At 60.1% G+C, this 14405-nt stretch carries 12 protein-coding genes and 1 tRNA gene; 6 read left to right on the top strand and 7 right to left on the bottom strand.

The window, feature by feature from the left end:
* The first annotated feature begins 55 nt into the window (after window positions 1–55).
* The 3 genes from BDD14_RS11375 (at window position 56) to rocD (ending at window position 3545) form a co-directional block, all read left to right on the top strand.
* Window positions 56–346, top strand: coding sequence for an ArsR/SmtB family transcription factor (locus tag BDD14_RS11375; RefSeq protein ID WP_130418910.1), 291 nt, complete (start codon window positions 56–58; stop codon window positions 344–346).
* Window positions 347–440: 94 nt separating this feature from the next.
* Window positions 441–2078 (top strand): ABC-F family ATP-binding cassette domain-containing protein, encoded by a 1638-nt coding sequence (locus BDD14_RS11370; RefSeq protein ID WP_130422986.1) that lies wholly within the window; start codon window positions 441–443, stop codon window positions 2076–2078.
* 222 nt (window positions 2079–2300) lie between these two features.
* Window positions 2301–3545, top strand: coding sequence for an ornithine--oxo-acid transaminase (gene rocD, locus BDD14_RS11365; RefSeq protein ID WP_130418909.1), 1245 nt, complete (start codon window positions 2301–2303; stop codon window positions 3543–3545).
* Window positions 3546–3648: 103 nt separating this feature from the next.
* Here rocD and BDD14_RS11360 read toward each other — a convergent pair whose 3' ends face one another.
* Both BDD14_RS11360 and BDD14_RS11355 read right to left on the bottom strand, forming a co-directional pair.
* Window positions 3649–4668, bottom strand: coding sequence for an NAD-dependent epimerase/dehydratase family protein (locus BDD14_RS11360; RefSeq protein WP_130418908.1), 1020 nt, complete (start codon window positions 4666–4668; stop codon window positions 3649–3651).
* Window positions 4665–5771, bottom strand: a complete 1107-nt coding sequence (locus tag BDD14_RS11355) for a Gfo/Idh/MocA family protein (protein WP_130418907.1) — start codon at window positions 5769–5771, stop codon at window positions 4665–4667. Before BDD14_RS11355 ends, BDD14_RS11360 begins: the two co-directional genes overlap by 4 nt.
* Before the next feature lie 174 nt (window positions 5772–5945).
* Between BDD14_RS11355 and BDD14_RS11350 the strand changes: the two genes are divergently transcribed.
* Both BDD14_RS11350 and BDD14_RS11345 read left to right on the top strand, forming a co-directional pair.
* Window positions 5946–6359: a DUF2237 family protein gene (locus BDD14_RS11350; RefSeq protein ID WP_130418906.1), complete on the top strand. Its 414-nt coding sequence runs from the start codon at window positions 5946–5948 to the stop codon at window positions 6357–6359.
* 264 nt (window positions 6360–6623) lie between these two features.
* Complete coding sequence (locus BDD14_RS11345; protein ID WP_130418905.1) at window positions 6624–9923, top strand: TonB-dependent receptor; 3300 nt, start codon at window positions 6624–6626, stop codon at window positions 9921–9923.
* Window positions 9924–10058: 135 nt separating this feature from the next.
* Here the strand turns inward: BDD14_RS11345 and BDD14_RS11340 are convergent.
* Window positions 10059–10135: transfer RNA gene (locus BDD14_RS11340), tRNA-Arg, on the bottom strand.
* Window positions 10136–10246: 111 nt separating this feature from the next.
* Here BDD14_RS11340 and BDD14_RS11335 point away from each other — a divergent pair.
* Window positions 10247–10774 carry a DUF2911 domain-containing protein gene (locus BDD14_RS11335; protein WP_130418904.1) on the top strand — a complete coding sequence of 176 codons (528 nt, stop codon included), beginning with the start codon at window positions 10247–10249 and terminating at the stop codon, window positions 10772–10774.
* 2 nt (window positions 10775–10776) lie between these two features.
* Here the strand turns inward: BDD14_RS11335 and BDD14_RS11330 are convergent, their stop codons facing one another.
* From BDD14_RS11330 to gcvPA, 4 genes are all read right to left on the bottom strand, one after another.
* The gene (locus BDD14_RS11330) at window positions 10777–11061 is read right to left on the bottom strand and encodes a hypothetical protein (protein WP_242617888.1); all 285 of its coding nucleotides are present in this window, start codon (window positions 11059–11061) and stop codon (window positions 10777–10779) included.
* The gene (gene gcvPB, locus BDD14_RS11325) at window positions 11061–12620 is read right to left on the bottom strand and encodes an aminomethyl-transferring glycine dehydrogenase subunit GcvPB (protein ID WP_130422982.1); all 1560 of its coding nucleotides are present in this window, start codon (window positions 12618–12620) and stop codon (window positions 11061–11063) included. Before gcvPB ends, BDD14_RS11330 begins: the two co-directional genes overlap by 1 nt.
* Window positions 12621–12730: 110 nt before the next feature.
* On the bottom strand, window positions 12731–13075 hold the full coding sequence (locus BDD14_RS11320; protein WP_130418903.1) for a hypothetical protein: 345 nt from the start codon (window positions 13073–13075) through the stop codon (window positions 12731–12733).
* A 2-nt stretch (window positions 13076–13077) separates the two neighbouring features.
* The gene (gene gcvPA / locus BDD14_RS11315; RefSeq protein WP_130418902.1) at window positions 13078–14403 is read right to left on the bottom strand and encodes an aminomethyl-transferring glycine dehydrogenase subunit GcvPA; all 1326 of its coding nucleotides are present in this window, start codon (window positions 14401–14403) and stop codon (window positions 13078–13080) included.
* Window positions 14404–14405: the final 2 nt, after the last annotated feature.

The raw sequence follows: 14405 nt of genomic DNA, 5'->3' as shown, positions 1-14405 counted from the left end.
TCCGTTCGGCCATCCTGCAACCATTTGCTGAACTTTTCATCTACATTTAACGGTTATGTCAAAGGCGCGGAAACCCGGCCTGACTCAGCAACAGTTCGAAGCGATCGGACGAGCCATCAGCGATCCTCGCCGTTACGCGATTCTTCACCAGATTGCCGCTGAGCCTGGTTTAATCTGTGGAGCCCTTGAAGCGCATCAACACATCAGCGCCCCCACCATCTCCCATCACCTCAAGGAGCTGCAGGAAGCGGGCCTGATCGATATAGCGCGTGAAGGCCGCACCGCCAGCCTCTTCTTGCGGCGCGAGGTCTGGGAGTCCTATCTCGATTCCCTGGCAAGCCTCTGATTCCAGAATCCATTTCCAATCGCACCTTTCAAGCCCCTCACTGAGGGGGGGGCAGCCCGTCTTTCTCTCGTGCTGCCATGAGAGAATTAGAGTGATGATTTCTGTCTCGAATGTAACGATGCGCTATGGCTCGAAGCTCCTCTTTGAGGACGTTTCGGTGACTTTTACTACCGGCCGCCGCTACGGCCTCACAGGTCCAAACGGTGCCGGCAAGTCCACCTTTATGAAGGTGCTCACCGGCGAGATCGACGCCCAGAAGGGGACCGTCGTCCGCCCGAAGAAGATTGGCGTCCTCAAGCAGAACCAGTATGAGTTCGACGCCTACCGCGTCATCGACACTGTCATCATGGGTAACAAGGGCCTCTGGGCCGCGCTCGAGGAGCGCGAGCGCATCTACGAGAAGCCCGAGCTGACAGACGAAGACGGCTCACGTCTCGGCGAGCTCGAAGGTATCGTCGGCGACGAAGACGGTTACGAGGCTGAAGCGAACGCCGCAGTCCTTCTCCAGGGGCTCGACATTCCTGATGAAGTTCACGAGCGTAAGATGTCTGAGCTTCAGGGCGGCCAGAAGGTCCGTGTCCTCCTTGCGCAGGCGCTCTTCGGCAACCCCGACGCCCTCCTGCTCGACGAGCCTACGAACTACCTCGACCTCGAATCCATTCATTGGCTCGAAGACTTTCTCAATCGCTACAACGGCACGGTCATCACCATCTCGCACGATCGCCACTTCCTCAACAATGTCTGCACCCACACAGCCGACATCGACTACGAGACCATCATCCTTTACAACGGCGGCTACGACGACATGGTCCTCCAGAAGACCAGCATTCGCACCCGTATCGAGAGCCAGAACGAGCAGCGTGAGAAGAAGATCGCGCAGCTCAATGACTTCATCGCGCGCTTCTCCGCCGGTACGCGGTCTTCGCAGGTGAACTCCCGCAAGAAGGAAGTCGAACGCCTCGCCACCAGCGAACTCGCCCGTTCCAACATCGCGCGCCCGTTCATTCGCTTCGATATGCTTCGCCCCTCGGGCAAGAATGTTCTCGAGTTCGAGGACGTCAACAAGTCCTACGCTCAGCCTGACGGAAAGACCGAGCACGTCATCAACAACTTCTCCGCTGCCGTTCAGCGTGGCGACAAGGTCGTCCTCATCGGCCGCAATGGCCAGGGCAAGACCACATTGTTGAAAGCCTTGCTCGCCAACGGCCCAGGCATCGAAGAGAAGGATGTTTCCATCGACTCCGGCATCGTCAAATGGGGACACGAGGCACAGATCGGCTACTTCGCCCAGGATCACAAAGGCTCCATTCAGCTCGGCATGACCGCCAGCGACTGGCTGCACCAGTTCGATCCGCAGGCCACCAAGGAAGATATCCGCGGCATCCTCGGGCAAATGCTCTTTCGTGGCGAAGAGGGCCTCAAGAAGACCGACGCACTCTCGGGAGGCGAGGCTGCACGCCTGCTCTTCTGCAAGATTATGCTGCAGAAGCCTAACGTGCTCGTCCTCGACGAGCCCACCAATCATCTTGACCTCGAGAGCATCAACGCCCTCAATCAGGCCATCCAGAAGTACGAGGGAACCGTGTTCCTCGTCACCCACGACCAGGACCTGATCGAAGAGGCCGGCACGCGGATCTGGCATTTCGAAGGCGGTCCCGAGAACTTTCATGTCACCGATCACAAAGGCCCCTACGAGGAATACCAGCAGCAGCTGGCCATGGCCGCGAAGTAACGAACCGCGCTCTGCGTCAGGAATACCAGCAGCAGCTGGCCATGGCCGCGAAGGAAACAAATCGCACAAGAAGTACGGGGCCTCTGACGGGACGAATCATCAGAGGCCCCGTACTTCCGCAAACGAAGCCCTGTCCGCACTTGTGGGAAGCTTTCGAAAGCACCACCATCGTGAAATAATGACCGGTAAGGCAATCACGCCTCCTTACCAAAGGCGATCCATATGGCTGTCTCCGTTCTCCAGCGCGACGTGATCGACGATTCGAAAAACCACGAGCTTGCCTCCAGCCTAATCGCGCTCGAGGACCAGTACGGCGCACACAACTACAAGCCTCTGGACGTCGTCGTCCACCGTGCCTCCGGCGTCTGGATCTACGACGTCGAAGGCCGACGTTATCTCGACTTTCTCGCCGCCTACTCGGCCGTCAACCAGGGTCACTGCCACCCTCGCATTCTCGCGGCCATGCTCGAGCAGGCCCAGCGCGTCACTCTTACCTCCCGCGCCTTCCGTAACGACCAGCTTCCCCTCTTCTGCAAGGAACTCTCCGAGCTGACCGGGCAGGAGATGGTTCTTCCCATGAACTCCGGAGCCGAGGCCGTCGAATCCACCCTGAAGGTCGCGCGCAAGTGGGGCCACAAGGTCAAGGGGATTCCCGAGGGCAAGGCAGAGATCATCGTCTGCGCCAACAACTTTCACGGACGCACGATCTCCATCATCAGCTTCTCTACCGAGCCGCAGTACCGCGATGGCTTCGGCCCCTTCCTTCCGGGATTCAAGGTCATTCCGTTCGGAGACGCCGCGGCTTTGCGCGAAGCGATCACGCCCAATACTGCAGCCTTCCTCGTCGAACCGGTCCAGGGCGAGGCCGGCATCATCCTCCCGCCCGACGGCTACCTCCGCGAGTCGGCGGCCATCTGTCGCGAAAACAACGTACTCTTTATCGCCGACGAGATCCAGTCCGGTCTAGGCCGAACCGGCAAGCTCTTCGCCTGCCAGCACGAAGACGTCACGCCCGATGTCATGATCGTCGGAAAGGCGCTCGCCGGAGGCTTCTACCCCGTCTCTGCCGTGCTGGCCTCCCGCAAGATCCTCGGCGTCCTTAACCCGGGCGACCACGGCAGCACCTTCGGCGGAAACCCCATGGCCTGCGCGGTCGCAAGAGCCGCCATGCGCGTCATCGTCGAAGAGAAGCTCTCCGAGCGTTCCGCAGAGATGGGCGCACTTCTGCTGGATCGTGTCCGCCAGATCCGCAGCCCGCAGATCCGCGAGGTTCGCGGCCGCGGCCTCTGGGTTGCGGTCGAGCTCAATGGTCCCGCACGCCCCGTCTGCGAGGCGCTTATGCGCGAGGGCTTGCTCTGCAAGGAGACCCACGACAACGTCATTCGTCTCGCTCCGCCTCTGACCATCGAGCGCGAGGACCTGCTCTGGGCCTGCGACCGCATCAAGGCAGTCCTCGAAGCCCGGTAACGGCACAGGCTTTTCTTTACCGTGAACTGCGGAATGCCCACCTTCCCGACGGTTTCATCGTCGCAAAGGTGGGTATTCCCGCGCAGCGCAACCGCCTCGAATCTTACTTCGCCTTCTCCGGCTGCGTGCGAAACGCCGCGAACGCCTGCTCCATCCCCTCACGCGTCGAGATCAGCGGCCGCCAACCAATGCTCTTCAGCTTCGCATTGCTGAACTGGTTGCCAGCCCACATCGCCCGCGTCTTGTACGGTGTGAAGATGGCGGGAAGCTGCCCCTTCGACCGTTCACTGTAGCGCTCTACCATCTTCGATCCCCACATCAGCGCGAAGTAGGGAACCGGCACCGACCGCACCTTCCTGACGTGCTTCTTATACGCAGCGAGATACTGCTTCGACGTGACGAGATCATCGTCCACCACGTTGTAGACCTCGCCGTCCGAACCAGAGAGCGCCGCAACCGCGATCGCCTCCGCGCAGTTGTCCACGTATGTGAGAGGAAGCACATTGTTCCCTCCCAAGTGCAGAAACCTCCCGAAGAGGTTCAAGCCCACGCGGGTGGAGAAGTGCCCTCCTCCCGGTCCATAGATTACGCCTGGCCGCAGCACCACCAGCTCGAAGCCATACTTTGCGCGGTACTCCCAGAACAGTTGCTCCTGCCTCCACTTGGAGTGCGCGTAGACGTCGCGTCGTTCCGGGTGCTGTTCCAGCGGTGTGTTCTCATCCACCATCGCGCCGCGCGGCAGCTCGGCCACTCCCATCACTCCGAACGAACTCACCAGCACCACCCGGATCGGCCTCAGCTCGTTGACCACCGACTCCAGCAGATTGCGCGAGGCGACGACCGAGTCCATGAACATCTCGGCTGGCGATCCCTTGAGCGCCGCCGCCGCATGGATCACCATCTCGCAGCCCGCAACGGCGGGGGCAATTTCGACCAGGTTGCGCAGGTTCGCGGTGACAAATTCGAGCTTCGCCTGAGGGTAACGAGCAGCGATTGCCTCGAGCCCACGTGCCTTCGACGTGTCGCGCAGCATGCATCTCAGATCGGTCTGGCCATGCGCCAGCAGTCGATCGACGATCGCCTTTCCCAGAAATCCGCCGGCGCCGGTTACAAGAATCTTCATCGTGCGCCTCCTGCAATCGTCGCCGGATACACCTGTTCGATCACCCGATCCATCACCTCGGACACGCGCAGAATCTCGGAGTAGGGAATCGGAGGAGCTCCGCCCGTGCGGATTCCCGCATAGAACAGCTCCAACAGCTTCGACATCCCGGCAAAGAAATGAAACTCGTTCCTCCGGAACTGGCCGACATTCTTCTTCGTCTCCGCCAGGTATCTTCCCGCCATCTGCAGCGGGGGAGCGAGCCGCCCCAACGCGCTCGGATATCGTTGCGAGGCGGTTGAGACGACCGTGCGATTGTTGAAGTCCACCTCTACCGTCGCCTTCGTTCCATACACCTTCAGCGTGTTCGCCACAGGACGCGCATGCGAGCACAGGCTTCCATACGCCGACACGCTTCCCCCGCGCAGAAATACCCGCAGCTCATCGAGCAGAGCATCGGTGCCGTCATTCCGAATCCCTTCGCGCCGCTTGTACGCGAACGCATGAACCTCAGGCTCCCCCTCCGGAAACAGTGGAACGATGCGATTGAAGATGTGATCCATCATGTTCTGGAAGAGCTTGCCGGGAAGCCGATGCACCCAGTGCCCGGCATCGCTCATCAGCGCCTGACCATAGGATCCGGCCAGGTCGTAGCCGATAAACGCCTCTACATGGACAGGCTCACCCACAACCCCGTCTGCGAGCATCTGCTTGAACTGCATCGCAGGCGGATCGAAGTTTGGCCAGTAATTGATGGTCATCTGTCGTCCGGCGGCAACTACGACATCGATCAGCTCCCGTGCCTCCGGTGTCGTCAACGCCAGAGGCTTCTCCAGAAACACATGCGCCCCCGCCGCAACGCACTGCCGGGTCAACGGAAGATGCACCGCCGGCGGTGTCGTAATGTGCACGACGTCGAGTCTCTCTCGAGCCAGCATCTCGCCCATATCGCCATACCATGCAGGTGCGCCAAATCGCACCGCCAGCTGTTCGGCCAGCAAAGACTCGCGGTCGCAGACCGCCACCAGCTCTGCTCCCTCCAGATGCTTGACCACCTCGGCATGTCCATCTGCGATCTTTCCGCAGCCGACGATCCCAACCCGTAACTTCCTTAAGTCCGTCATTTACCCTAGCCTAACGAATCTGCGTCTCAAACTGTGTCTTTTGTCCCATGCATCTATGGCTTCATCCCTGGCAGCCCCTTTCCTCCACTCGCTCCGATCCGGCAAACATGGGATACTTTGATTGCAGCCGGAAACAATTTCCCGGAGCAATCCAGTTCAGAGTAGATCTCTCCCATGCCCGGCACCGAAGACATCAAGGAACGCGTTAAAGCCCGAGGCAAAAATGTCCTCGGACAGCCCCTCGACACCTGTGGTTGCGAACCGATGACCGGCTTTTATCGAACCGGTTGCTGCGAGACGGGGCCTGACGACCTTGGTGTCCATACCATCTGCTGCATAGTGAACGAGGAATTCCTCCGCGTCTCGAAACTCCTCGGCAATGATCTCAGCACGCCCATGCCACAGTTTGGTTTTGCCGGGCTAAAGCCTGGTGACCGCTGGTGCGTCTGCGCGGCGCGCTGGCTAGAGGTCGAGCAGGCCGGAGCAGGGTGCCCTATCGTGCTTGAGGCTACTCACGAGGCCACACTCGCGGTCGTTCCCTTCGAAATCCTTATCCGCTACGCGACCATCCCGGACACGCTGCACTAACGATTCGTCCGGTTAGCGATAGATCGGGATCGTTTCGAAGGTCCCGTGTCCTGCCCCCCGCAAAAGGCCCAATTTTTTGAGGAGTCCGCGGTCTCTGCCCTTGACAGCCGACCACGTCAGGCCTGACCGTAGAAGTATTACAAGTTTTAAACTTTAAGCCTTACCTGAACCGGAACTTCGGCGGATTTTACAGCCATTCGGCAGAGGCAGATTTTTTTAACACACCGTCCTTCGCCGGTGTCGTCTTCAAGGAGCCAGTATCCCATGAGCTATCCCCCCGCGTGTAAGCGTCTTCTTACCCTTGCCGCTGCGGCCGTTTTTGCCGTCTCGGCCGCGTTGCCTGCCGCCGCGCAGACCTCAGCCGTCGGAAACATTACGGGAACGGTGACAGACTCCAGCGGAGCCGCCGTTCCGGGCGCGACCATCGTCATTATGAATAGTGACACCGGTGCGACACGTACGCTCACCGCCGGTGGCAACGGAGACTTCACATCGGCCTTCCTGCAGCCGGGAAACTACGAGATCATCTTCTCCGGCCCAGGCTTCGGAAAGGTCGACCGCAAGAACCTCATCCTCACAGTCGGACAGACCCTTTCGGTGGACGCCGCGCTTCCCGCAGCCCAGGCCTCCTCTGAGATCACTGTCACCGACGCCTCTCCGCTCATCGATACCGAGAAGTCCGAAGTCTCCCAGACCGTCGGAGCCCAGCTCGTGTCCAACCTGCCGGTCAACGGCCGCCGCTGGGATAACTTCGTTCTGCTTACTCCCAACGTCGTACCCGACGGCAACACCGGACTCATCTCCTACCGCGGCATCTCCGGTCTCTACAACACGAACCTTGTAGACGGGACCAACAACCAGCAGGCCTTCTTCTCCGAAGCCCGCGGACGCTCGCTCGGAGCCCCCTACGTCTTCTCGCAGGACTCCATCAAGGAGTTCCAGTCCTCCGCCTCCGGCTACTCGGCTGAGTTCGGGCAGGCCGCCGGCGGACAGATCAACGCCATCACCAAGTCCGGTACCAACACCACGCACGGCGATCTCTTCTACTATCTTCGCTACCCCTCGCTGAACGCTCTGGATCCCTTCGCGAAGTACACGGGCCGCCTCAACAACCAGCCCTTCCTTCTGCAGCCCACGGTTCATCAGCAGCAGCAGTTCGGCGGTTCGGTCGGCGGTCCCATCATCAAGGACAAGCTCTTCTACTTCTTCACCTACGATGGCTTTCGCAAGGTGAATCCCATCCTCTTCACCTCGTCCGTATCCGCTGCCGACATTACCCGATACGGCAACAACACCTACGTTGCCAACGTCAGTGGTGTCCAGACCCCGGTTACGACCTGCCCCGCGGGCGTGAGCCTCGCGCAGTGCAATGCCGCCGCGCAGTACATCATCGGAAGCCTCACGGCCTTTCCCCGCAATACCACGCAGGACATCTTCTTCCCGCGCCTCGACTACCAGCTCAACGACAAAAACCACCTCTCCGCCAGCTTCAACTGGCAGAACTTCAAGCTGCCCAACGGCTACCGCACCGACAGCACCCGCAACAACGACTCCAACACTTCCAATGGCCGTAACGACTTCCACGAGCGTTTCCTTGTTGCGAACTGGGAGTCTGTCGTAAGCGCAAACTCCGCCAACGCGCTTCACTTCCAGTGGTCGCGCGACCTCGAGACCACCGGCTCCAACGCGCCTGGCCCCGCAACCTCCATCTCGGGCCTCTTCTCCTATGGCGGAAACCTCGCGCTTCCCCGGCCCGCCTTTCCTGATGAGCATCGCTGGCAGGTCTTCGACGTGTACTCGACCACCCGAGGAAGACACTCCCTCAAGGCCGGTGTCGACCTCAACTTCATCCACGACTACATCGCCAACCTCTTCCAGGGCAATGGCAACTACACCTACTCCGGTACTCCCTATGGAGCCTTCGCCAACTGGGTGCAGGACGTCTACGGCCTCAACGGAGCTCGTCACTACAACAACTTCACTCAGGTTGCCGATCTGATCAGCACGGTTCCCGGCAGCGACGACTTCTGGAACAAGGATCTCTCCGTCTTCGCGGAAGACAGCTGGAAGGTCCTTCCCTCCTTTACTCTGACAGCGGGCGTTCGTTACGACACGCAGCTCGTCCCTCAGCCGCCCCGGCCCTACATCACCAGCGCGAATGGCCAGCCCAGCCCGCTCGGGAAGTACTATACCGACACCATCAACATCAACTACAAGATGATCCAGCCGCGCGTAGGTTTCTCCTGGTCGCCGCAGCCCGGAACCGTCTTCCGCGGCGGGTACGGCATGTTCTACGGCCTTACCTCGAACTCCACCTTCTACGCCCTTCGCGTAGAGAACGGTGTCTTCCAGCAGCAGTACAACTTCGCCAGCCCCACCGCTCCCGGTGCACCTGCAGCTCCCAACGTGCTCTTCACTCCCCCCGGCCCCGCGCTTGCCGCTCCCTTTGCCGGAGCAGCCACGCCGCAGGCCGTCGGACTCGGGAACGCGGCGCTGCCCACCATCTCCTTCCGCGGTCTCAGCCCCGACTTCTCCAATCCCTTCACCCACTCGATGGATCTTGGAGTCGAGCAGGAGCTGCCGCTGCACTCCTCGCTCTCCCTCTCCTACGTCGGCACCCGCGGTCTTCGTCTTCCTTACTTCATCGACGTCAACCAGCCCGCGCCTACAACCACCCGGACCTACGACGTCTATAACTCCTCCAATGTGCTCACCCAGCAGGTCACGGTGCCGTTCTCGCCTGTGAGCTCTCCTCGCCCCTCGCCGAACGACGGCAGCATCCTTGCTGGTTTCAGCGGCCTCAACTCCTGGTATCACGCGCTCGCGGTCACCATCCGCAAGCCCATGAGCCACAACGTGGAGCTCCTCGTCAACTACACCTGGTCCAAGGCGATGGACAACAGCCAGGTCTCGGGAGTCAATGGAACCTTCAACGGAACCAACGTTCTCCTCGACCCCTTCAACCTCAAGAACAACTACCCCAGCGGCATCAACCTGACCCGCGAGTACTCCAGGTCCGATCTCGACATGCGATCCCGCTTCGTAGGAAGCCTCATCGCAACCTCGAACTTCACCCTGCCCTCCAGGTACGCTCGAACGATCGTGAACGGATGGATGCTCTCGGGAACCTTCACCGCCCAGTCAGGAACTCCCCTGACCGCGTTTATGTCCAACAATCCCACCGGTGGTCTTGACGGTACTGCAACGGGCATGGGAGTCAACCTGAACAACTCGCCTGGTTCCGCCTTTGGTCGCGCGCCATTTGTACCTCGTAATGCCTATGTCTACGGCGGCGTTCGGAACCTCGATGCGCGCATCTCGCGAGACTTCCCCATCCACGAGTCAATCAAGTTTCAGTTGTTGATGGAGGCCTTCAATGCCGTCAACAAGCGTCAGGTCCTCGGCGTAAACAACCTGGCGTACTCCTTCGCCGCGCCTCTCGCTACCGGAGGCAACCAGCGTATCCAGCCCTACACGGCGACGCAGTTTGGAACCCCAACCCAGACGACAGGCGTTCTGTACGGTCCGCGCCAGCTACAGTTCGCGGCAAAGCTCTTCTTCTAACTTCAATCCTTCAAACAGAAGAGGCCCGGTGCAAACCGGGCCTCTTCTGTTTTTGTAAGAAATTGCAGCCGTGTAAATTACCGCTCGCTCCTCCTGCTGTTTCTGAGAAAGCCAGGCCGAAGAACGTAAGAAAAATGGTGCGCCCGAGAAGATTCGAACTTCTGACCTACAGCTTCGGAGGCTGCCGCTCTATCCAGCTGAGCTACGGGCGCATAGGTTAAGCGTAGCATGTTCACGACCGATTGACAGGTTCTTACGGACAGTCCAGCATCGTAGAGCCGTAGAGTAGCACCATAGCTCGATACGAAAGAGAGACACACCTTATGAATCTTCGCAGCCTTGCTTCTTTCGCTTGTACCGTTCTGCTGGCAACCTCCAGCCTCGCCCAGATGGGAAAGGCGGTTCCGAGCCCTTCTGAGACCGCTACCGTCTCGCTCAATGGAAAAACTCTAACCGTGAAGTACGGAGCGCCCTCCATGCGTGGCCGCAAGATCATGGGAGAGCTTGTCCCCTACGACAAGGTATGGCGCACCGGAGCAAACGAATCCACGACCTTTGTCACCGCAGCGGATCTGAAGGTCGGTGGAACCCCGGTTCCCGCCGGAACCTATACCCTCTACACTCTTCCCGGCTCCAGCCAGTGGCTGCTCATCGTCAACAAGCAGACTGGCCAATGGGGAACCAACTACGATCAGTCGCAGGACGTGGCGCGAATTCCGATGAAGTCGGCGAAGCTCTCCACTCCCCAGGAGAAGATGTCCATCTCCTTTGAGAACACCCACGGCAACTCCACCGAGCTGCACGTCAAGTGGGAGAACACGGACGAGTCCGTCACCGTCACCGCGCAGTAGCGTTATTGCTTCTCCGCAGCCTCACGCTCGGCGCGCATCCGCTCCATTACCGCCGAGACCAGCTCCTTGGCCCCATTCAGATTCACCATCACACCCTGCAGGTCGAGCGCCGGAACCGTCGGGTTCCGGTTGCTCGTGCAGTACACTCCGTGCTGGCCGACCATGATCAGCGCATCGGTAAGGCAATCAAGACTAGCGGCAAGCCTTCCCCGCGCCTCGCCCATCATGAACTCGTACTTCTCGAGCTCAGCCCGCCGATCGTCGCCCAGGTAACGAAAGTCTTGCACTACCACTCCTTCGCAGCAGTATCCGGCGTAAGCGCCGATGAGTCCGCCGCTCCGTTCGGGGTGGGCTTCCATCGCAGCACCGGTTTGCGCGCCGCCGCCGTCTCGTCCAGCCGCCGCAGCCGTGTGGCGTGCGGAGCCGTCTGCACCAGCTCGGGATTCTCCTCCGCCTCGCGTGCAATCTGCTTCAGCGCGTCGATCAGCAGGTCCAGCTCCTCGCGGCTCTCGCTCTCCGTCGGCTCAATCATCATCGCGCCCTGTACCACCATCGGGAACGAGACCGTATAGGCGTGAAAACCATAGTCGATCAGCCGCTTGCCCATGTCGCCCGTCTTCACGCCGTTCTTCGCCTGCCGCTTGTCTGAGAAGACAACCTCGTGCAGCGACCGCGTCTTGTACTGCATCTCGAAGGTGTCCTCAAGCTTGGCGCGAATGTAGTTCGCGTTCAGTACGGCGTCTTCGGTCGTCTGCCGCAGGCCATCGGGACCGTTGGCGAGAATGTAAGCCAGCGCACGAACGAACATCCCGAAGTTGCCGTAGAACATTCGCACACGGCCGATGCTCTGCGGCCTGTCGTAGTCCAGCGCAAGCGTGCCATCTGCCTTTGTCACTACAACCGGCTTGGGTAAAAACGGCTCCAGAATCTTCTTGCACGCCACCGGCCCCGACCCTGGGCCACCGCCTCCGTGCGGCGTCGAGAAGGTCTTGTGCAGGTTCAGGTGCATCACGTCCACGCCGAAATCACCTGGGCGCGTCTTGCCCACCAGCGCGTTCATGTTCGCGCCGTCCATATACAGCAGCGCGCCCTTCGCGTGCAGAATATCGGCGATCTTGTGAATCTCGCTCTCGAAGACGCCAATGGTCGAAGGATTCGTCAGCATCAGCGCGGCAGTATCTTCATCCACCATGCGCTCGAGCTCTGCGATGTCCACCATGCCTTGCGCATTCGACTTCAGGTTTGCCACCTGGTAGCCGCAGACCGCAGCCGTCGCCGGGTTCGTCCCATGCGCCGAGTCCGGAATCAGAATCTTCTTCCGCGCATTACCCTGCGCCTCGTGATACGCCCGCGCCAGCAGAATGCCCGTGAACTCGCCATGCGCGCCGGCAGCGGGCTGCAGCGTAATCGTGTCCATGCCCGTAATCTCAACCAGGCAATCGCTCAGCAGCTTCATGATGCCCAGCACGCCCTGCGACAGAGATTCAGGCTGATACGGATGAGCCTCGGCGATCCCTTCGAGACGCGATACCACCTCGTTCACCCGCGGGTTGTACTTCATCGTGCAGCTGCCCAGAGGGTACATCCCCAGGTCGATCGCATAGTTCCAGGTCGATAGCCGCGTGAAGTGGCGGATAATCTCGATCTCGCTCAGCTCCGGCATCACGCCCAGGTCCGTGCGAGCCGCATCGCCCAGCAGGGAAGCGGCGTCTACAGCAGGAACATCCAGCTCCGCCAGCCGGTAGGCCTTCTTGCCCGCAGAGGACTTCTCGAAGATCAAATCTTCATTCTGGTTGACGTGGGTCGTCACCTTCTTCGGCGTTCCTACAAACTTCGTCTCTGCCATCATTCCCTCATTGCAAAAAACCGTGCCATTCTGAGCCGCCACAGTTGATCCCGTCATTCTGGGCGCAGCGAAGAATCTCAGTAGTTCGCCTGCGCGCGCCACTGCCGCTTCTAAAACTCCAACTGATCCATAGCCGAGCCGCTCTCCGAATAACTTCCAGCCTCCGGCCCGTCTAAATCTTCCTCGCGCAGCGAAAGCGCGATCACCGTGTCGTTCTCAAACTTCAGCGTCAGCGAATCGCCTTCCTCCAGCGCGGCCTCCTCAACCTTCTCGCCGATCAACGAGCACAGAGCATTGCGATACTCCGGCTCGCCATACGCAATTGAAAATTCGCTCAGCAGAATGTGTGGCCACGCATACAGTGTCAGCAGCGGACCATTGAAGCGAAGCTGCAGGAAGTCCTGCACGAACTCCACCGCAACCAACTCCTCGCCGATAACACCGGAGATATCCACGGCTACTTCAGCCCCTCGGCTGCCGCGTCGATCTGCGCCTTCGTCGTCAGCTCCGTCGCGCACCACAGGCTCGCATTCGGTCCCAGCTCCGGATACCACTTGCTCAAAGGCAAACCGCCGATGATCTTCTTCTCAAGCAGCCCGGCATTGGCAGCCTCGGCATCCTCTCCATGATCGAGCACAAACTCATGGAACCGCGGAGCGCCCTCGAACAGCACCTTCGCGCCCTTGCCCAGCGTGTCGGCGGCATACTTCGCCTTCGCCAGGTTCTGTACCGCAAGGTCCTTCATGCCTTCCTTGCCATACACCGTGAGGAAGACCGTCGTCATCATCGCCACCAGCGCCTGGTTGGTGCAGATGTTTGAGGTCGCCTTCTCGCGCCGGATATGCTGCTCGCGCGTCGACAGCGTCAGCACGAACCCGCGCTTGCCGTCCATATCCTTGGTCTCGCCCACGATGCGCCCCGGCATCTGCCGCAGGAACTTCTCCTTGCACGCAATCACGCCGCAGAAAGGTCCGCCGTAGCTCGGTGAGACGCCATAGCTCTGTGCTTCGAGAGAGACGATATCCGCCTCCGCAGGAGGCTTCACAATCCCGAGCGAGATCGCCTCCGCGATCGAGACAATCAGCAACGCGCCCTTCTTGTGCGCAATGTCAGCAATCGCGGCAACATCCTCGATGGTCCCGAAGAAGTTCGGCGACTGAATCAGCACGCAAGCCGTGTCGCTCGTAATCGCTGCGTCCAGAGCGGCCAGATCCACGCGCCCGTTCTCCGCGTACCCAACCTCGGTCAGCGGAATCTCCTGGTGCTGCGCATACGTCGCGACCACTTCGCGATACTCCGGGTGCACCGTCCGCGCAATCACGGCGCCATCTCGACCCGTTACCCGCACCGCCATCATGATCGCCTCAGCCGCACCGGTCGAGCCGTCATACATCGACGCGTTCGCGATCTCCATGCCCGTCAGCTCGCAGATCATCGTCTGGAACTCGAACATCGCCTGCAGCGTGCCCTGCGCGATCTCCGGCTGATATGGCGTGTAGCTCGTCAAGAACTCGCCGCGCGAGACGACCGTATCGATCAGCACCGGCCGATAGTGCCGATACACTCCCGCCCCCAGAAAGCTCGCGTAACCCGTAGCATTCTGGTTCGCGAACTCACGAAAGCGATCGATAATCTCCGACTCGCCATGCTGGCGCGGAATCGCAAGATCGCGCTTGAACTGATACTCCGCAGGAATCGTCGAAAACAAATCATCGATCGATGCCACGCCAATCTCGGCGAGCATCTCCTTACGGTCCGCAGGGGACTTTGGCAGATAGCGCATCG

Source organism: Edaphobacter modestus (assembly GCF_004217555.1).
GTDB lineage: Bacteria > Acidobacteriota > Terriglobia > Terriglobales > Acidobacteriaceae > Edaphobacter > Edaphobacter modestus.
Note: the sequence above shows the minus strand (reverse complement) of the source record. Positions and strands in the feature narration are given on the sequence as shown.